This is a genomic window from Microvirga massiliensis (assembly GCF_001006805.1).
GTDB classification, from domain to species: Bacteria; Pseudomonadota; Alphaproteobacteria; order Rhizobiales; family Beijerinckiaceae; genus Microvirga; species Microvirga massiliensis.
In genome coordinates this window covers 430,370-448,947 of the sequence record NZ_LN811352.1, presented here as the reverse complement: position 1 = coordinate 448,947, position 18,578 = coordinate 430,370, and the positions used below count along the sequence as shown (strand labels likewise).

Genomic DNA, 18,578 nt, shown 5'->3' with positions numbered 1-18,578 from the left:
TGTGCAGGCCGACGCCGCTCCGCCTCATCTTCGATGGGAGAGGGTGCCGGTGCCCACCTCTCTGAATCCCTACCCCCAAAGAATCCGCTGCATCACAGGCGCACGTCGCGCGAGCTCCGCCTCGAACTCGCCCACAACCCAACGCATCATCGCAAGTAATCATTAAACCGAACGGGATACGTTGCCAACGCGGAACCCTGGACGTGTCATAATGGTTCCTCAGTGAGTATTCGGAGTGTCGACATGCGAACGACTTACCTCGTGCAGACGGTTGGAACGACAGCTGTCGCAGGCGTATTCCTCGCATCCGACGTCGTGGCCCGACTTCTTGCACTTCATCCAGCTTCGGAGACCTTGTGGTACTTGCAGCTCGAGGTCATGCGTCCTCTTTTGGCCGTTCGAATGTCCGATACAATGCTTGCAGGAACCATTCTCGGATCCAACATCCTCTGGGTCAGTCTTTCCATTCTAGCCGCGGCGTGGCTCGCTTGCCTTGTCCGTCAACGGCTTATGGTTGGACTCATGGCGAACCTCAGCCTGATGCTGGTTGCTGCCATGGGCTATAGCCACCTTCTTGCGTCGGGATCGGGCCAGACCGCATCGCTCGTGGTCATGAGCTTTGATCCGAGTCCCGATGCCGTCCTACTGCTGTGCCTTGGAGTGCTGACGGGAGCGGCCTGTCTTGCGTGCCATGTCTCCTTCATCCGGGATGCATGGACTGAGACGACAAAGACGGAAAAGGAAGCGGTCTAAGGAGCGCTCTGCGCGATTCGGACCGGCTGCTGCGCGACAGCAGATGCCAGTGACCCACTCCGCAGCATCTGGATAGTTGCGCTCACTCGCTTCCGGAGTGATCTGGAGCCGCGCCTCAGACATGGACTCGCGGCCAGGAACTCGCTACTTCTCAGCTCGGTCTGAAGGCATGCAGAGTGGCGCGCTTTATGGCATCAGTAACAGCGAGTGCAGGCTTCCAACTTTCGATGGATGCCTCCGGCAACATCAAATACCTGGATAGTTACTGGTCGGCCGTCACGCCCAAGGTCTACGATTCAACCTCCTTTATGACGTCTTTGATCTATTCCGATCAGGTCAATGTGACGTACAGCATCGATGTAGGAGGAAGCATTGCCTTCAATGCGTTCAACAGCAAGCTGACAGCCCACATCGGGAGCTTGTCTCTCCTGGCGAATGGCGCGGAGGTTCTGTCCATCACGGATGCGAATGTTTCTGTCATAGGAGCTGAACGCCTTCCTCTCAGCCTGTTTTTGAATGGAGATGACCTCATCACCGGCTCGCTGCTCGATGATGTCATTCGGGGGCTTTCCGGAAACGACAGCTTATACGGTGACCTCGGAAATGACTTTCTCGACGGAGGCACCGGGATCGACGCGGCCTTCTTCAACTTCGACCAAGCGCAGGGCAGCGTCCTGTTTGCGCCGGACCGCATCATTGTCACCGGGCCGGATGGGAGAGACGAACTGGTCAACATCGAGAATATTGTATTCTTGAATGGTCAGTTCGATGACCCTTTGGTCGATCAGGAATTCTACGGAACTCTGAGGCCTGATATTCTCAAAGCCGGCTGGAACCTCGACATTCATTACAATGTGCAGGGTTGGCGGGAAGGCAGCGATCCGAACCAGTTCTTCTCGACGAATGGGTATCTCTCCGCAAACGCGGATGTGAGAGCGGCCGGACTGAATCCCCTCGAGCACTACCGGTATGACGGCTGGAGAGAGGGTCGTGATGCCTCGGTCAATTTCGACACTGACCTCTATCTGCTGGCGAACCCAGATGTCGCGGCTGTGGGCATCAACCCTCTTGCGCACTTCCTTCAGTATGGCCAGCATGAGGGCCGGAGCGCCTTCACTGCTGTGGGCCGGTCGATCCAGAATGGCTTCGATCGCGAGTACTACCTTCTGGCAAACCCGGACGTTGGCGCAGCGGGAGCGGATGCAGCGCTCCACTTCGACACGTACGGCTGGCGTGAGGGACGTGATCCAAACGCCTTCTTCGACACCTCAGATTATTTGAGTACCTACAAAGACGTCGCGGCGGCGGGGATCAATCCGCTGGAGCATTATATGACGTGGGGCTGGAAGGAGGGGCGTGATCCGTCTGGATCGTTCGATTCCTCCAGCTACCTGGCGGCTTACCTGGACGTCGCAGCGTCCGGGATGAATCCGCTTCAGCATTATCTCCAGTACGGCCTCTACGAGGGAAGACTCGCCTTCGGGGACGGATTCATCGGTTAGCCTCTGACGCGAGGAGGAGTCTCGGTCTCACGCAGGGCAAGACTTGCGTCGTCTGGAGCATCCGGAGGGGTATCGCTGCTCCGAGCCGCAGAATTTCTGACCGGCTCCCCTGAGTTCCTCTGCGTGAGAGTGCCGGCTTATGGCGCGCAATCTCCCCGAGCGGCCGCCCGCCCCAGGGTTGAGGTCGTGCCGGGGCGTGGGCGGCCGAGCGAGTCTTCGGTCGGCCAATGCGCTGCGTTCACCCGTTCCCAGCAGCCTCGAACCGGCTCTGATTCACGCCTCGCGTGACATTTGGGCCGCACCTGCCTGAGATGTGCCTCCCCCTCCCTTGTGGAAGCTCCAGCCGGCATTTAACACAAATCCAATAATATAGGCGTATCTCTGCGCCGCGGAGGCGGGCATGGCTGGGTTCAAACGAGCAGGCTTACGACTGATATGGGTAGCCGCACTGTCGATAGGGGCTGCAGGGCCTGACCTCAGCCTTTCTGTGGCGCATGCTCAGGCCCAAGCGTCCTCGGAGCGTCCGGTCGCCAAGCTCCGGCGCATGCAGGTTCCCCTGAACAGCTCGCAGACGATCCGGCTGGATATTCCTTTCACCGATGTCCTGGTCGGCTCCTCCGAAATCGCCGACGTCATTCCGTTGAGTGATCAGACCCTGTATGTGCTTGGGAAAAAAGCCGGAACGACGAACATATCGATCCTCGACGCGCAGAAGAGGATTTTAGCCGTCGTCGATGTCAGCGTCAGCGTCGACACAGCACCTGTGAACGGAGCCGGAGGCCTGAGCATCCGCGGCCAGGGCGACAGCGTGGTCGTGAGTGGGACCGCTCTCGACGCAACGGCTGTGGACCGTGCGGTCCGAGCCGCACAATCCATTGTCGGGCCTGATAAAGTTATCAACAACTCCCAGATTGCCTCGCCGCAACAGGTGATGCTGAAGGTGCGGTTCGTGGAGATTAATCGCACTGCAGGGCGGGAACTCGGGATAAGATGGGATTACCTGGGGAGGCGGACCGACGCATTCATCGGTCGCGGCGGCCGTGACGTAGATGGCAACCTCCTTGACACGCTGATCAGCGCGAACGCGCCATTCGCTCACCTCCTGACCAGATTTGCAAGCAACTCCAGACTGTTAGACCTTCATATCGATGCCCTTGAACAGAAGGGTCTCGTCCGACGGCTTGCCGAGCCGAACCTGGTTGCCATGTCCGGGGATACGGCGGAGTTTCACGCGGGCGGTGAGTTTCCGGTTCCGGTTGCTTCGACAACGAACGGCGGTGTCCCCACGATCACGGTGGCTTTCAAGGAATTTGGTGTAAGGCTGAATTTTACGCCAACGGTGCTTGCAAACGGTCTCATCAACCTGAAACTCGAGCCAGAGGTCAGCGATATCGATCCGGCAATTTCGGTGAATACCGGCGCGGGAATTTCAATCCCAGGAATTAACAAGCGGCGCGCGCGAACATCGATCGAACTCCGTGACGGGCAGAGCTTCGCTCTCGCGGGTCTTCTCCAAAGCGTGAATGAACGGAATCTCGAGCAACTTCCCTGGTTGGGTTCAATTCCTGTGCTTGGCGCGCTCTTCCGCAGCACCGAGTTCCGCTCGCGAGAGAGTGAACTGGTCGTCCTTGTGACGCCGCACCTTGTAAAGCCCGCGAAGCCGGGAGCTCTCATCGCCACTCCGCTTGACACGACAGTACCAGCCAACGATCTGGACCTCTTTCTTGGCGGAGAGTTAGAGGTAGAGAAGCCGAATGATCCATCCGCGGTTTCTGCGCGGCAAAAGTGGATTCTTGAAAACGGTGTCAAGTTCAAGGGCCAATACGGTCATATCCTGGATCCACGGCCAATTGGGCAACCAATAGCTGCTAGACCGGCAGCAACCGCGCCTAGAGCCGGCGGTGCTAAATACTAGGAACGGGTTTGGCCCGGGCGGCAAGCAATGATGACAATGAGCTGGGGTTCAATGGGCGACCTGAAAACAATTGTTCGGCTGAGTATCGCACTCTCTCCGATCTTTGCTGTAACCGCATGCGCCCAATATTTGGACCGCAAGGAGACAATCTATTTTGGCGCTGGGGAAGCTGTTGCGACTGACGCGTTGGCGCACACTTACGATCCCTGGCCTGTTCACGCTAGGAACACCCGGATCGTGACTAGCGGAGAACGGTATGGCGCTGCCGTACGGCGTTATCAGAGCCCACCGCAGGATTCGGGCAATCCAAGTACTGTCATAAACGTGCGCTGACCGGTGTGCGCCGGAGGCCGAACGTTAGCCTCGCTTCGCCGCGTAGAGCCTGAGATGGCCGCGTTCTCGGCACCCTGAGATCGGGCCGTGAATGCCTGGACTTGAGCCTGGCCCGCGTATCAGTGGCCGGCCGCTCACGTGTTCATCGACACTTTCGCCATGAAGTCACGCGTACTGCCCCCGAGATTGGTTCCGGATCAGGCAGAGACCAGTGTCACCCCATGCTTGTGAGCGGCAGGTAAAGTTATTCAGCCGGATGCGGATCCACATCGTCATTGCGAACCAAGGGTAGAGGTACTGCACTCCCGCTATTGTGAGCCGCAGGCGAAGCAATCCAGGAGTGTATCCGTTGAAGGGTAGATTGCTTCGCTCCGCTCGCAATGACGGTGAGAGCGACATGAGAAGCACTGAAGACTGGTTAAAAGCAAGAACTCACACAGGTCGGCGCTTTTAACGGCCACCGTGCGCAGAGGTCGATTCTAGGGAGTTCGGCACCCTTCGCATCTCTGCCTATTAGCCATCCTGATGCTCACCGGGCTGCCAGGCAGTTGCCTGGCATCATGGCGGGGCAGCTTGTAGGTGCCTGCTCGTGTTCGCCCCCGGCACAGCGGCAAGAGCCATGCTACAGCAGCCTGAAGCGAAACGACCCAAATCGCAACATCCTGCGGACGGCATAAGGGACCGGGAGGCGTGTGCCATCCGTAACTTTTCCGAGGTGGCACCCCAAACAAGCTTATGATTTATGACCTCAAGAGCCGCCGTTGGCTCGACGCCTGCTTCTTGCGACAATCTGTCTTGCAATTGCCGTTAGGGAGCCTGAGCTAAGGTTGGACCGAACCAATTAACCTTAACGTCTTTCCGATGCAAGGTATAACTTTAGACGATTGACACGGACAGGGGTTAATGATTGTTTAACGCCATCGGGGTCGGCCCAACCGGTCCACGAAGAGGGGCTAGGGGGTCTAGCCCGTATTTTAGGGGTAGTAAAGATATGACCAAGATCATCAACGGGGCTCAGCAGCTCTTTGCCCGTCTCGGCCGTGATGAAGAGGGTGCCACGGCAGTCGAGTATGCCGTGATGCTTGCCGTAGTCCTCGGCGTTGCCGCGGCCACGTTGCTCACGATCGGCGACAAGATCAACGCCGTCTGGGTAGAAGTGGCAACGTTGCTTGATCTGATCGGCTGATCGTAATCGTCCTCGCAGTTACGACCGGGCTCCGCGTCGAGCCCGGTCGGATCGTGACAGATTTTGTTTCCTCATTTTATGGTGGGCAGGATGCGGTCAGGAATGGTGTTGTTAGGCGCGCTGATCCTGGGCGGAGGTGCGGTCTATCTGACGCGCGGCTACATCGAGAGCCGCTTGGTTAATCCAACACCGGCCGTGGCGGCAGAGACGATCGTCGTAGCCAATCAGCCACTGACGTTTGGCGCCACCTTAACCGCCGATAATTTGATCGAGATTCCATGGCCGGTGAACGCGATACCTGAAGGTGCCTTCGCCAGGAAGGATAATCTTCTAAAAGATGGGAAGCGGGTCGTTCTCAGCGGCATCCAGAAGAACGAGCCAATTCTTAACTCTAAGATCACAGAGCCTAATCAGAAGGCATCTTTATCCGTCCTGATTGACGAGAACATGAGAGCGGTCACTGTGCGCGTCGATGACGTTCGCGGCGTGGCCGGTTTCGTTTCGCCAGAAGACCGTGTGGACGTTGTGCTCACGCGCGGCGAGCGGGGAGATCAGTCGGCTGAAGTTCTGTTACAGAATGTGAAAGTACTGGCGGTTGATCAGATCGCAGGCGAGCGCCAAGACAAGGCTCTGGTCGCCAAGGCGGTTACGCTCGAAGTCGATGTCCAACAGTCGCAGAAGGTCATACTAGCCCAGCAGGTCGGCAAACTCGCGCTCATTCTTCGGAACGCCGGGCAGGCTGGCTCGGAGAGCACCAGGAAGATCACCACCGCCGATCTTGGCATTCCAGAGGCAGTCGCTGAGAAGCCTGAGCCGGTTGAGGCAGCTCCTCCGCCTAAGGACACCCATAAGATCGTCACAGTCGTAAGGGGGACTGACAAGGGTCTCAAGAGCGAACAGATGCCGGTCGTGACTGAGGGCGCGCCTAGCTCTGAAGCTTCGGCTCTTACCAGGACCGCCGCCCGGCCGCGGCCCGTGTTTACCCTGCAGCATTGAGGTCGTCACATCCACTATGTTTTTAGAAAAAGCTCTCCGAATCAGGGTGAAGCAAATCACCGAGAGTGAGAGAGGACGTGAGAATCCGCGGTTGGTGCTCAGACGGGCCTCGGTGCAGGCATCCGGACACGCGGCGCTCGCTTGCTGGCAACTCTGGTGAGCCACCTCACTCCCCGCCACCTCAAGCATAGTCGCCGACAGAATCGGCAGCCTCGACGATGGAAGTAGCTTTCGGTTTAATCGCGGCGGTGAAACGAACTCTACCGCTCCCGCCACGGTGATAAATTAGGGCATGAATCGCCTGCCCCAACTTAGATTGGATCGAAGCATTTCGTTTACCATCACACGTTTCGAATGGGCCACTGGGCACTGACATGACTTTCCTGCCCGCTGTCAGACTGGACCAAACGGTTCCGTTCCAACTTACTCTAAGCGGGCAATGGGACGCTGACATGCCCAAGAGGCTTCACAATCGACGTGGGTCCGTGGCAGCACGACCCGACCGCATTTTGGATTACGTTTGATGGCCGCTTATATCGTTATTGCCAATCCGCAGGATGAGCGCACGCGGCAGCTCACGGGTGTGCTGACGCAGAACGGGGTGCGTACCACTCCCATCGAGCAGCTCGATGATGTTCTCAAGCTGCTGCCTGAAAACGAGCACTCGCTCGTGATCGTTCCGGACTTCGTGGGTGACGCTACGAACCTCGTCAGCTTCTCGCAGAAGGCTCGCGGCAGAGCCTTCGTCGTCTACATCTCTGACACGATTTCAGTAGACGCCTACAAGCAACTGTCCAAGTCCGGGGCGGGGGAGTGGATCAGGTGGAACAATCTCGGGGATGAACTGACAGAGGTTATCCGCCACCACTTTTCCGGAACGGCGCTCGCCAATGGGTCGATTGTCACATTCCTTCCCTCGGCCGGCGGCGTCGGCAACACGACTCTGGCGCTCGAGACCGCTATCTACCTTGCTACCCGTGGCAAGGCTAAGCGTCGTGTCTGCGTCCTCGATCTCAACTTCCAGAGCAGCGATTTCCCGACTTATCTCGATATCGAGCCAAGGTTCGACATCAGCGAAATTCTCGGCAATCCCTCCCGCCTGGACCAGCAACTCGTGGATGTGCTCACGGCAAAGCACCCCTCCGGCGTGGACATCTTCGCGAGCCCGCCCGGGCGGTTCGATTACGGCAGGCTCGACTCGACCGTGCTTTTCGCTCTTCTGGATGAAATCTCAAAGCGCTATGATTTTGTTCACCTCGACTTGCCGACCATGTGGTTCCCGTGGATCGATAACCTGATAATTGGCTCTGACCGAGTTTTTGTCACAGGCACCTATAATATTCCCTCGGTCAAGCGCCTGACCACGACGATGCAGTATCTGGAAGGACTGAATATTTCCGCAAATCGAGTGGCGGCTCTCATCAACCAGACAGAAACGGGCCTCTTCGGAAGCGGTGTTGTCAGACGTTCGGATATCACATCCGCCCTCCCGAGAGTGCAAGTGATGTTCATCCGTCGAGATGACAAGACCGCGCTTGATGCCATCAACGCTGGCCGGTCCATTTCCGAAAGTGGCGGTGGGCGAGGCCTGAAGAAGGACATCCGGCAAGTTGGCGAGTGGATCGATCGGACGAAGCACGAGGCGGCAACCGCCATACGGTCGGCTGCGCTAAATCGGGGGTAGACATGTTGGGGAATCTTTCTGACCGTTGGGGCCGCCGCAGCGACGCGCAGACCACCGTGGTGAATGGTTCGACGAACAAGGGTGTTGCGGCGATCAAGAGCCCTGCCCCGGTGATCGAGAAACCGCCGGAAGAAGTGCTACAACGCCCAAAATTGATGGACGAGAAAGTCAAGCTCCACGGCCGTATTATCGACGAGTTCAACCTCAGCATGCTTGAAGGTATGCAGCCGGACGAGCTCCGGCGGCAGGTCAAGGCGTTTGTCGCCGAATACGTCAGATCCGAGCGGATCGTTCTCAACCAGAAGGAACTCGAGACGTTCTCTGAGGAGGTTCTTCATGAGATGACGGGCCTAGGTCCGCTGGAACCGCTCCTTGCAGATCCGACCGTCAACGACATTCTCATCAACGGACACAAGCATGTCTATGTGGAGCGTCGCGGCGTCCTTGAAGGCACGAGCGTTCGCTTTGCCGACGAGGTGCATCTCCTGCGCATCATCAACAAGATCGTCGCCGGCGTGGGGCGGCGCGTCGACGAATCCTCTCCGATCTGCGACGCGCGCCTCCCGGATGGTTCGCGTGTCAACATTGCGGTCCGTCCAATTGCGATCGATGGCCCGCAGGTCTCGATCCGCAAGTTTTCGAAGCGACCGTTCTCCCTCGACAAGCTTGTCGAGATCGGGGCCTGCCGGCCTCAGATTGCCGAAGTTCTGAAAGTTGCTGTCAAGGGGCGAATTTCCATCATCGTCTCCGGTGGCACGGGGTCCGGCAAGACCACGATGCTCAACGCCCTCTCGGCGTTCATCTCGCCACGCGAGCGCGTAGTCACGATCGAGGATGCGGCCGAGTTGCAGATCCAGCAAGACCTCGTCAGTCGCCTGGAGACGCGGCCGCCCAACGCCGAAGGCAAGGGTGAGATTCGGCAACGCGAGCTCGTCAAGAACGCACTTCGTATGCGTCCGGATCGTATCATCATCGGCGAGTGTCGTGGGGAAGAGGCCTTCGACATGCTCCAGGCGATGAACACCGGCCACGAAGGCTCTATGACCACGATCCACGCCAACAACCCACGCGACGCCCTCAAGCGCCTAGAGCAGATGGTCGGCATGGCCGACATGCCGATGTCCCTTAGCTCCATTCGCGGCCAGATCGCGGCGGCGATTCAGGTGATCGTGCAGCTCTCCCGCCTACCGGACGGTCAGCGGAAACTCACCAGTGTCTCAGAGGTCACTGGGATGGAGGGTGACATCATCCAGATGCAGGAGATTTTTAAATACCAGCGAGAGGGCTACGACGCTGACGGCAGGATCGTGGGCTCGTTCCGAGCAACCGGTGTGCGCCCGAAATTGCTGACTGATCTGAAAGCGCACGGGTACGATATTCCAGCCTCTTATTTCGATCCGAACGTGGTGCTGTGATGAGCATCGAGTCTTGGGTTCTCTATTCTCTTGTTTTCGCAGCCGTCTTCCTGGTCGCGCAGTTCGGTTACCTCTATTTTTTTCGGGAACTGAAGCCGAGGCGGCGCATCAACAAACGGCTTGCAGCCATTGAGAGTGGTGCTTACCGCACCAATGAGGTCGTCGACGTCCTCAAGCACGATTTGGCCGGCCTTCCGGACTTCCTCAGGCCGTTTGGCAGGCTCATTATCCAAGCCGGGCATGGAAGCTCCCTTCGGAAGCTGGCATTCGGATATGCCGGAACGTTCGCTGTTCTATTGCTCATCCTGTCGTTCAAGCTGCAATTCGTGCTGGCCATTCCCGCAGCGGCGGGCTCGTCTGCGCTCCTCTTGTATCTCTTTCTGAAGCGGGCGCGTGGAAAGAGACTCCAGAAGTTCGCGGAGCAGCTCCCGGATGTGATCGACGTGATCGTGCGCAGCCTGAAGGCCGGCCATCCGTTTACCGTTTCCTTAGGGCTGGTTGCGCGCGAGATGCCTGATCCTTCCGGCACCGAGTTCGGCCTGGTGAGTGACGAAATCGCATACGGACGGGACATCCAGACCGCGTTGTCCAATCTGTACGACCGCGTGGGGCTAGAAGATCTTCGCTTCCTGACGACCTCGGTGACAGTCCAGAGTCAAACCGGTGGCAATCTGGCGGAAATTCTCGCTCGGCTGTCCAAACTGATGCGTGACCGCTTCAAGATGCGCCGCAGGGTGCGTGCGCTAACGGCAGAAGGGCGTTTTTCTGCTCTTGCGCTTACTGCGCTTCCGGCTGTCATATTGGGCATGATGAATGTGATCGCGCCTGCGGTCTACGGATCAGTCTGGGGCAATCAAACCTGGACCTACATGCTTGTGGTTGCGGGCGGCCTTATAGCCCTCGGCAACGTGGTCATGTGGAAGATGGTGAACTTCAAGGTTTGATTCTCATGCTTGCGCAATCGCCAGAAACGACTTTGTTGCTGATATCCGCTGCAATTTTCACGTCGGTTGCCGGCGTTGTCTATTATTTAGGTGCTGTGTTCTCTCAGCGGGCGACGGCGCGCCAGCGCCTAAGCGCCGGTAGTGACGCTGCCGTGGCGGGAGGTCCGCCGGGCTTCATCGATACCCTCAAGGACAAGATCAACATCGACTTCCTGGCCGACCAGCAGACACGGAGCAGGCAGCGTTTTGAATTGCTCCAGGCGGGCTTTTTCGGCAGAGACGCAGTCCGGACTTACAACCTTGTTCGGTTTGGTCTTGTTCTCCTCGTGCCGGTCCTTGCTTATATCATCATCATGACCAGGCTGCACACGTTGTCGAACCCGGCGAAAATCGCCGTGGTGATCGTATCGATGGTGCTCGCCTATTACCTGCCCGGGTATTACATCAAGCGTAGAATAGGTCATCTGCAGACTGAGTATCGATATGCCTTCCCGGACTTTCTCGACCTGCTGATGGTCTGTGTTGAGGCTGGTCTAAGTCTCGAGGCCGCTCTCGAGCGGGTCGCTCGGGACATCGGGGCGGCAAATCGCGAGATCGCAATCAACCTGGCCATCATGGGAGCCGAGATTCGGGCTGGGAGGAGCACCGTCGATGGGTTCAGGGGCTTCGCCGAACGGCTTGGGCTCGACGAAGCGAGATCTCTCGCGGTTTTGCTGAAGCAATCTTTGGAATTGGGAACTGATATCAGCCAAGCTCTGAGAACGTTCAGCGACGAAATGCGGGACAAGAGACTGACACGGGCGGAAGAAAAGGCGAACCAGTTGCCGGTAAAGTTAACTTTTCCCATGATGCTCTTTATTTTTCCGACAATTCTCATGGTGGCTGTTGGGCCGGCCTTAATCAGTTTGCTAGGCTCGTTGAGCGGGATCTTGGGAAAATAAGGTCCACGATGCGTCGAACTCTCGTTAAAGCCCGTGCTGCGCCCGAGAATCCGTTGACGTAACATTCCTCTCGATACTGCCTTGGCAACTCCGGTTCCTTCGGCAGCTAGCCAGCTTAGCGGAGCCGTGGCCCGAAGCAAGGATGTCCGACGTCCGCGCCGATGACTGGAGCGGCGGACGATTGCGCGCTACCACTGGGTAGATAAATCCGTGATCGGGAAAACCGGTCCTGTGTCACGTTTTTGCAACATGTGCTCGAACTTGGCACCGGCGCGCCGTTGTCGCTCTCGACTTCAGAGACGAAACGCAGGAGAAACAGGAGCCATATGCTGAGAAGGCGTCCAAGCTGCCGTCGAGATCCTGCTACGCCGGCGCTTGGGTCGTCGGTATGACTCAGCTGTGGTTCGATACCAGCCGAATTTTCCTGGCGGATATGACTTTGTCGATTCGGAGTGTAACCTTGTGAGTTGGCAGCTTGTTCTCGCGCTTCCACTTGTTGCTGTTCTGGCCGGCTGCCAGTCCCTCGCGGAGACGAGCGTGCCCTCGGCAGAGGCTTTCGTTGCCACCAACGAGCCGCGCGATCTCGGCCGCGCACACTTCGAGCGCGCCGATTACGCACTCGCCGAGAGGAATTTCCGGACTGCGGTCGAGCGGAACCCGGCTGACCTGACATCCTGGATCGGCCTCGCGGCGAGCTACGACCACTTAGGGCGATTTGATCTCGCGGATCGTGCATATGAGCAAGCCATTAAGCTTTCGGGTGAGTCGTTCGAGATTCTGAACAATCGCGGCTTCTCCTACATGCTGCGCGGAGATGTTCGAAGAGCGGCAGTCATGTTGCGACGCGCGAAGGCGTTGAACCCAGCCGATCCGATTGTGGCCAATAACCTTACACTCCTGTCGCAAAGCCGCACCTGAGCTGCGAGCCGGGGAGACAATCTGCGCGTACGCAAGGGGTTGCACGCTCCAAGCTTCGTTATACACTGTGTAGAGTTGCGCATTGTCTGGTGGGATTCAGACGGACGCACTGCGTGCGCAAACAGCAGCGTGGTTCTAATGCGTTGCTGAGCCGAGCGGTGCCGAGGGGCGTGGTTGGTGAGACTTTCGGCAGTTCCCTGTTGTGTCTGGTTGGCGGCGCTTTCCCTGGCCGCCGAAACCCAACCCGTTCACGCAAGTGACAGGGTCGGGCTTACGCCCTACATCGGCGAGACGATCCAGCAGTTCGAAGCGCGAAAGCGACGGCTTCAAGGCGGGCTCGCGGCTGAGAGTAGTGGCGTGCTCACCATTGCGGGTGACGACCGGGGGCACTTCTATGTGGAGCCTACGATCGGCCGGCAAAGCCTACGGATGCTTGTCGATACCGGAGCGAGCATCGTTGCCCTGTCTCATGAGGACGCCGAACGCATTTCGCTTCCAGCCACAAGCCGCGAGTATACCCAGAAAATCATGACGGCGAACGGGGTGGTGCAGGCCGCTCCTGTTACGATTCCCGAAATTCGACTTGGCAATATGATTGTACGCGATGTCGACGCGGTGATCTTTCCACCGGGCCGCCTGACGACCAGCCTTCTGGGCATGACGTTCCTGGGGCGCCTCAATACGTTCGAAATGTCGAGTGGCCGCCTCGTCTTGGGCCAGTAAGAGCGGCTCCCGACGTCTGACCGAACGGGCAAGGCCGTGCCGATCTTGGCATGTTAACTTCTCTCTGCTGAATCTCTGCCAGGATGCTTTAAGCGAGCCAGACGTCCTATCTCTCCCGCAACAGTAGCTGATATGTTCTCTCTTTCGGCCTTTGGCATCGAGGCGCTCATCCTCGCTACCCTCATCGCCGTACTAGCCTACATCATCGTCGATGACATGCGGAACTTTCGAATCCGCAATGATGTCGTGCTTGTATTACTCGCTCTCTTTGCCGTATTCGCGCTCGTGCGCGGTGATTGGGCCTGGCTCGGCGGGCACCTCGCCTTTGGCGCCGTGATGTTCGCGTTGCTCCTGGGGATGTATGCGCTCGGATGGATGGGGGGCGGAGACGTGAAGCTCCTCGCCGTAGCCTTCCTCTGGCTCGGAATGGACCATTCGAGCGGCTTCGCGATGTTCCTGGCGCTGTTTACAATGCTCTACGTCGTTGCGGTGAAGTTCCTGCCTTTGCCGATCCCCAAGAAGAGTGTCTCGGGCAAGACGAGGATCCCGTACGGGCCCGCCATTGCCTGCGCATGGATCACCACCCTGGCGGTGTCTTGAGGAAGAAGGCGCACCGATTGGAACAGACTTTGCGGTTCATGAATTGACCGCGAGCAATCCTCGGAGGCCTCGGTGATGAGACAATCCCAGTTTGATGCGCTTCTGGGCGCTGCAGCTTTCTCTGCCGCGGCAGCGGGCGCGGCCCTGGCGCAGAGCGAGAGCCCGGATGAGGCCCGGCCCGGTGTGCAGCGTCTGGATTACTCACCGACGGTCGTGGTGACAGAGGATCCGGCAACGACGGGCAGCGTCACAAGTCGGGCACCCGCGGTTGTGGTGCCTGTGCCAAGGGCCGCTCCGGAGGCGGATGCGCGGCGTGGATGCGACACGGAGAGATAAGATTTCGGACAGTCAGAGGCGCGGGTTCATCGGTGCTGAGGGCTTCTTGGCCGAGAGGCAGGAGAGGGTTGTCGCGTGCTAGGCGTGGGGCGTGATGCTAGCGCGGTCTTGTAAAACGCACCGCCGACACCCCTCACCCGGCTGCTGCGCAGCCGACCTCTCCCACAAGGGGAGAGGTGATGTTGGCGCTGCCGCTGCGAAAGTCGAAGAACTGACTCTCTGCCTTGGTCAGGCGAACGGCGCGGGATCATCCGGAATTGGTGAGCCATCAGGCAACAGGAGATCGCGCTTGCTGTTTCATCCACGCTGAGGCTCGCGGCCTGGAGGGTGGACTCTCACCTCCCAGATCTCCGGCGTCTCTGTTAGAGGATCCCCGATGTGCTGGGCTCTCGTGTTGCGAGGGTAGGACTCACACCTGAGACTTTTCTCGCGTACTCTTCCAAGCAGAGCGAAACTTGATGGTGACGAGCAAGCGACTGTCCCTGCCCCCGTTATAAATCCTGCAGAGGCTCGAAGCTCCGACAGAGGCAGTGTACTGCTCCGTGTGATCAAGGAGATCACACGGAGCAGTACCGAAGTATCCTAAGGATTGGGGTAGAGCTGCACAATAGCGTGAAGCTTCCCGCTTCCGTCGTTTGCCTTGATGAGTCCCAGGAATTCGCCAAACACGGTTTTCTTATCGACTGGGTCGTCTGGCTTGGTTACGGGCTCAGTCATGAAAAACTTTACGTAGCGATTGGACCGTCTTGGCGGTGTCGCGTTGCCTGTGTTCCCATCGCAGTTCACCACCGCTGCGTAGAATATGCGGCGGCTGGGTTTGTAGCTGGCGAACTTAGAAACTGGTTTGCCCTGCACTTTGTCTGTGAGGGGAGAGCACATAGGACTGTCGGCGGGATTATCCAACGGGTAAGGGAACTCTCCGGTGACTCTCTTAACCATTCCTGGAGCATTGCGGATCTGAGCAGAGGTCATTGGCACCTCCTCGGCCGCACTGGTAATGCCTAGCTCGGCTAGGTACACGTCATATCGGGTTTTCGCCTTCGTTAGGGCCGCATAGAGGGTCGGCTTAGTGCTGCTGAGCGTCGCTTCGTAGTTCGCTCCGTAGTTTGCCTTCAGGTATCCGTCCTTGTCCCAAATGCCATTTCCCTGAAAACCATTCGGATCGCCAATCAGGTTTGAGTCTCGAGGAAAGCCGCCGGGAGGGCCGTGAACTACATGCGGGAGCTCACATTGGTTTGAAGTGTTCCCCTTAGTAATATTGGGCGCGGGAGGAAATTGGTGCAAATCCTTGTTACTGTTCGAGTAAATGGAAAATCTGACGTTCAGGCCGTCGTATACTGCGCTGGTCGACTGACCAGGATCGACTTTGACGTTGTTGGTAAAACAGAAATTGGGCGTCTCGGAAGCGAGAAACCTCGCGGTATCGCTCCCGTTCGGATTCGGCAGGTTGGGATCATCCACAACTGCGAAGTCACCGTTCACGCCAGGTCGACTTTTCAGCTTAAACTGCGTCCCGATAGCGACCTCGTCCCAACGGGTCGGCTGACTGTCGCAGATGCGGAGGGGTGTCACTTCGCAGGCAACATATCCCGTTCCGGCGGTGGCCCGAGCGCGAGTCTGCATGGCAGTGTCACCGCCAACGACACCTATCAAGAAGGCTCTGCTCGTTCCTACGTTCGTAATCGCTTGGACCCACCCGGCCTTTGCAGCTTCTGGACCCTCCCCTTCGGGCAAGTAGGGGCCTGCTTTCAGTTCGGCATAGTTCTCGGTGTAGACGAGATCGAAAAGGGAGCCGCCGGAATTCGCGAATTTTGAACTGTTGACGACCTTAGCTGCTTCCGCATTTGCTCGCACAATGGAATCGGCTTTGCCGTCCAATTGTGCAGCTGCTGCGAGAGCAGCCGCGTCGGCCATGTCCTGCAGCTCGGTATGCATCCCCCCAAGCCTTCCGAGGTCCGTTGAGAGGGCATAGATGCCAAGGATCACTGGGACAGTCAGAGTGGCCCAAATGAGGACCGCTCCGCCGTCGTCCTTCAGAAACTTACGAGCACGCGAGAATGGCCCTGGAAATTCAGGCATTTTTACACCCCCCGCAGGCGTTTCGGCCAGATGTAGCGTCTACCTCAGCGCCGAGCAATTAGACAAGTGCCCAATTGTTGTTAAACGTACCCTATTGCTGTATAAGCGCGAGTATGCTTCGCTATGCCGAAAACTGCAAGTCGCCGCTCCAGAGTGGATGTGCCAAACTCAAAGTTGATGTGACACATAATCTTCCCTCTTTTGCCGCCATGCTCGAAGACGCCGGTCGCGCCTAAGGTATAGCATGAGAAACCGTTCGTTTTGGCGTAGATTTCGTAGGGACTCGTCGGGCGCATTGCTGGTCGAGATCTCCGTTGTCTTTCCTATGATCCTGCTGCTTACATTTGGAACTGTTGAGGCTGGACTATTTTTATTCCAATCAAATGCCGCATCGAAGGCGACACAACTTGGTGCCCGCTGGGCCGTGGTCAACTCGCCGATTTCGACCACTGTTGCCGCTGCCATGAACAGCACGGGCGCTTGGAATGGCGGCACTCTCGGGAAAAATTGCGTTGATCTGAACGGTGGCTGCCCACAGGTCTTTACCCGTGTGACCTGTACGAGCGGCGGATCGGGCTGCACCGACGCCCTTATGAACCTCATGTTGACCGAAATGACGCGGGCGCTGCCTGATCTCAAGGCGGGAGAGGTCAAGATCACTTATGAGTCTTACCCTGTTGGGCGACAGTTAGGATTTGCGGGTCGTCCCGGTGGACTTCCAGTCGACGTCATCGTCGAAATCCGGTGCAGGACGTACCGATTCCCCGTCCTTTCGAGCTGGTTCCAGTGGGCGCTGCCACCGATCGAGGCCGGCTGCCCAACCACCGACAAGGACAACAAGCCGATTCCAAGAGGGATTCCGATCCCGCCCTCTAGGACAAGGCTATCGAGTGAGTCACTTGGTCCTCCCTCCTAGGACAAGGCTGTCGAGTGAATCACCGGACCCCACCCTAATGCGGTGGTTTTCCCTTACCCGCGCCTTCGGGGTGACTTCTGCCACAAGGGGCGGCGATGTGTGACTGCCGTTGCGGAATGTGAAGAACTGCGCATAACGCTTGGCCGTTTCAAACGTTTCTGCCTCTCCGGTGAACAGCCGCCTTTTACGGCGATGTTAAATGTGCTTTAACCACCGGTGAAGAATGGGGTGGGGAACACAACGTTCTTCGAACAGAGGGGAGCGCTCCTCGGCCCGCCACTTGTACCCCGGTGGCGGGCCTTCCTGTTTTGAGCCATTCGCATTGGCCCCTCTGCGTGGTTGCCGTAAACCGGGCCGGAGGCTTGGCACGGAAGGCAGGATTCAGCGCGCATGGAGCAGGGGCTTTGGGTGCTAATACGCGTCGGCGCGCGGCGCCTGGCGCCTCTCGCTGCGGCGCTCCTCTTCGCACCGGCCGCGCCGGCGCAGGATTACGAGGTGGGGCGCGGCGGGTGGCAGCTCGAGCGGCTCGGCGACGAGTTCGTGCTCCTGCGGGCCGAGATCCTGAAGGTCGAGACTCCGGAGAAGCGGCGCCGGCAGGGGCTTGTGATTCTCACCTGCGAGGGCGGAAGCCGCCGCATCCGGTTTCAGCTCAGCGAGAATCCGCGCGCGCCCAGCACCCAGGCCTCCGCGGAGGGCCGCGCGCTCCTGCGCGCCTGGCGGAACGGGGCGGTCTCGGGCGCGCTCCATGCCCGCGCCCGCTTCTTCGAGGATGGCAGCTTCGAGCTGCAGGAGAGCGCGCCCTTCGGGGATGCGGTGGTGCGCGGCTTCGTCGATCTCCTCGAGCGCCTGCCCGGCGAGCTCGAGGTGGTGCTCTTCCAGGGGCCGGAGACCGGCCGCTTCGTGCGCGGCCAGGGGCTGCGCTTCCGCCTGGAGGAGGTCGATCCGAGCCTCGCGCAGATCTACGGCTTCGAGGGGCTCTGCACCCGCGCGCCGCCGTAAAACGCGCGGGAACGGAGCGGGGCGCTTGCGTTTTACTTCAGCAGAGCCTTCTCCGGAGACGCCCGCATGACGCGCATCCTTCTCCTCGCCGGATTCGCGGCCCTCGCGGGCCCGGCCTTCGCGCGCGGCCCCTGGACGGATCCGCCGGCCGCGCCGCCGGTGCTCGAGGCGCCGCCGCTGCCGGCGGAGCCGGAGGAAACGGGCACCGTGAGCCCCTGGCGGGAGGAGCGGCCGGTTCTCGCGCAGCCGATCGAATTGCCGCTGCGCCCGGGCTGCACGGTGTCGTCCTATGTGGTGGGTGAGGGCGCCGTGGTGCGGGTGCACCGCTGCTGAAGGTT

Annotated in this window: 17 protein-coding genes; 16 read left to right on the top strand and 1 reads right to left on the bottom strand. The window is 58.7% G+C overall.

The window, feature by feature from the left end; genetic code table 11:
- The first annotated feature begins 243 nt into the window (after positions 1-243).
- The 13 genes from BN1233_RS11000 (at position 244) to BN1233_RS46800 (ending at position 14,246) form a co-directional block, all read left to right on the top strand.
- Positions 244-753, top strand: a complete 510-nt coding sequence (locus tag BN1233_RS11000) for a hypothetical protein (RefSeq protein ID WP_046863577.1) — start codon at positions 244-246, stop codon at positions 751-753.
- Positions 754-929: 176 nt separating this feature from the next.
- On the top strand, positions 930-2,255 hold the full coding sequence (locus tag BN1233_RS10995; RefSeq protein WP_147707146.1) for a calcium-binding protein: 1,326 nt from the start codon (positions 930-932) through the stop codon (positions 2,253-2,255).
- 400 nt (positions 2,256-2,655) lie between these two features.
- Entirely contained in the window at positions 2,656-4,170 is a 1,515-nt protein-coding gene (locus tag BN1233_RS10990) for a type II and III secretion system protein family protein (RefSeq protein ID WP_046863576.1), read from the top strand.
- A 1,324-nt stretch (positions 4,171-5,494) separates the two neighbouring features.
- The gene (locus BN1233_RS10985; RefSeq protein WP_046863575.1) at positions 5,495-5,689 is read left to right on the top strand and encodes a Flp family type IVb pilin; all 195 of its coding nucleotides are present in this window, start codon (positions 5,495-5,497) and stop codon (positions 5,687-5,689) included.
- Between the two features lie 102 nt (positions 5,690-5,791).
- Complete coding sequence (gene cpaB / locus BN1233_RS10980; RefSeq protein ID WP_048707739.1) at positions 5,792-6,685, top strand: Flp pilus assembly protein CpaB; 894 nt, start codon at positions 5,792-5,794, stop codon at positions 6,683-6,685.
- 523 nt (positions 6,686-7,208) lie between these two features.
- Entirely contained in the window at positions 7,209-8,369 is a 1,161-nt protein-coding gene (locus tag BN1233_RS10975; protein ID WP_046863574.1) for a CpaE/TadZ family protein, read from the top strand.
- A gap of 2 nt (positions 8,370-8,371) precedes the next feature.
- Positions 8,372-9,784 (top strand): TadA family conjugal transfer-associated ATPase, encoded by a 1,413-nt coding sequence (locus tag BN1233_RS10970; RefSeq protein WP_082145364.1) that lies wholly within the window; start codon positions 8,372-8,374, stop codon positions 9,782-9,784.
- Positions 9,784-10,728 (top strand): type II secretion system F family protein, encoded by a 945-nt coding sequence (locus BN1233_RS10965; protein WP_046863572.1) that lies wholly within the window; start codon positions 9,784-9,786, stop codon positions 10,726-10,728. The genes BN1233_RS10970 and BN1233_RS10965 overlap by 1 nt, the downstream gene beginning before the upstream one ends.
- On the top strand, positions 10,701-11,669 hold the full coding sequence (locus tag BN1233_RS10960) for a type II secretion system F family protein (RefSeq protein WP_147707140.1): 969 nt from the start codon (positions 10,701-10,703) through the stop codon (positions 11,667-11,669). Before BN1233_RS10965 ends, BN1233_RS10960 begins: the two co-directional genes overlap by 28 nt.
- Before the next feature lie 462 nt (positions 11,670-12,131).
- Entirely contained in the window at positions 12,132-12,587 is a 456-nt protein-coding gene (locus BN1233_RS10955) for a tetratricopeptide repeat protein (RefSeq protein WP_244470671.1), read from the top strand.
- A 177-nt stretch (positions 12,588-12,764) separates the two neighbouring features.
- Complete coding sequence (locus tag BN1233_RS10950; RefSeq protein WP_187144277.1) at positions 12,765-13,310, top strand: retropepsin-like aspartic protease family protein; 546 nt, start codon at positions 12,765-12,767, stop codon at positions 13,308-13,310.
- Between the two features lie 132 nt (positions 13,311-13,442).
- Complete coding sequence (locus BN1233_RS42755) at positions 13,443-13,910, top strand: A24 family peptidase (protein WP_048707734.1); 468 nt, start codon at positions 13,443-13,445, stop codon at positions 13,908-13,910.
- A 75-nt stretch (positions 13,911-13,985) separates the two neighbouring features.
- Complete coding sequence (locus tag BN1233_RS46800) at positions 13,986-14,246, top strand: hypothetical protein (RefSeq protein WP_147707138.1); 261 nt, start codon at positions 13,986-13,988, stop codon at positions 14,244-14,246.
- 582 nt (positions 14,247-14,828) lie between these two features.
- On the opposite strand, the gene BN1233_RS10940 is transcribed toward BN1233_RS46800, so the two are convergent.
- The gene (locus BN1233_RS10940) at positions 14,829-16,325 is read right to left on the bottom strand and encodes a pilus assembly protein TadG-related protein (protein WP_046863570.1); all 1,497 of its coding nucleotides are present in this window, start codon (positions 16,323-16,325) and stop codon (positions 14,829-14,831) included.
- A gap of 244 nt (positions 16,326-16,569) precedes the next feature.
- On the opposite strand from BN1233_RS10940, the gene BN1233_RS51015 reads away from it, so the two are divergent.
- The 3 genes from BN1233_RS51015 to BN1233_RS10930 all read left to right on the top strand — a co-directional run bounded on the left by BN1233_RS51015 (position 16,570) and on the right by BN1233_RS10930 (position 18,573).
- Positions 16,570-17,241, top strand: coding sequence for a TadE/TadG family type IV pilus assembly protein (locus tag BN1233_RS51015; protein WP_074078285.1), 672 nt, complete (start codon positions 16,570-16,572; stop codon positions 17,239-17,241).
- A gap of 390 nt (positions 17,242-17,631) precedes the next feature.
- A complete protein-coding gene (locus BN1233_RS10935) occupies positions 17,632-18,240 on the top strand; it encodes a hypothetical protein (protein WP_046863569.1) in 609 nt (202 codons plus the stop codon).
- Between the two features lie 66 nt (positions 18,241-18,306).
- On the top strand, positions 18,307-18,573 hold the full coding sequence (locus BN1233_RS10930; RefSeq protein ID WP_046863568.1) for a hypothetical protein: 267 nt from the start codon (positions 18,307-18,309) through the stop codon (positions 18,571-18,573).
- The last annotated feature ends 5 nt before the right edge of the window (positions 18,574-18,578 follow it).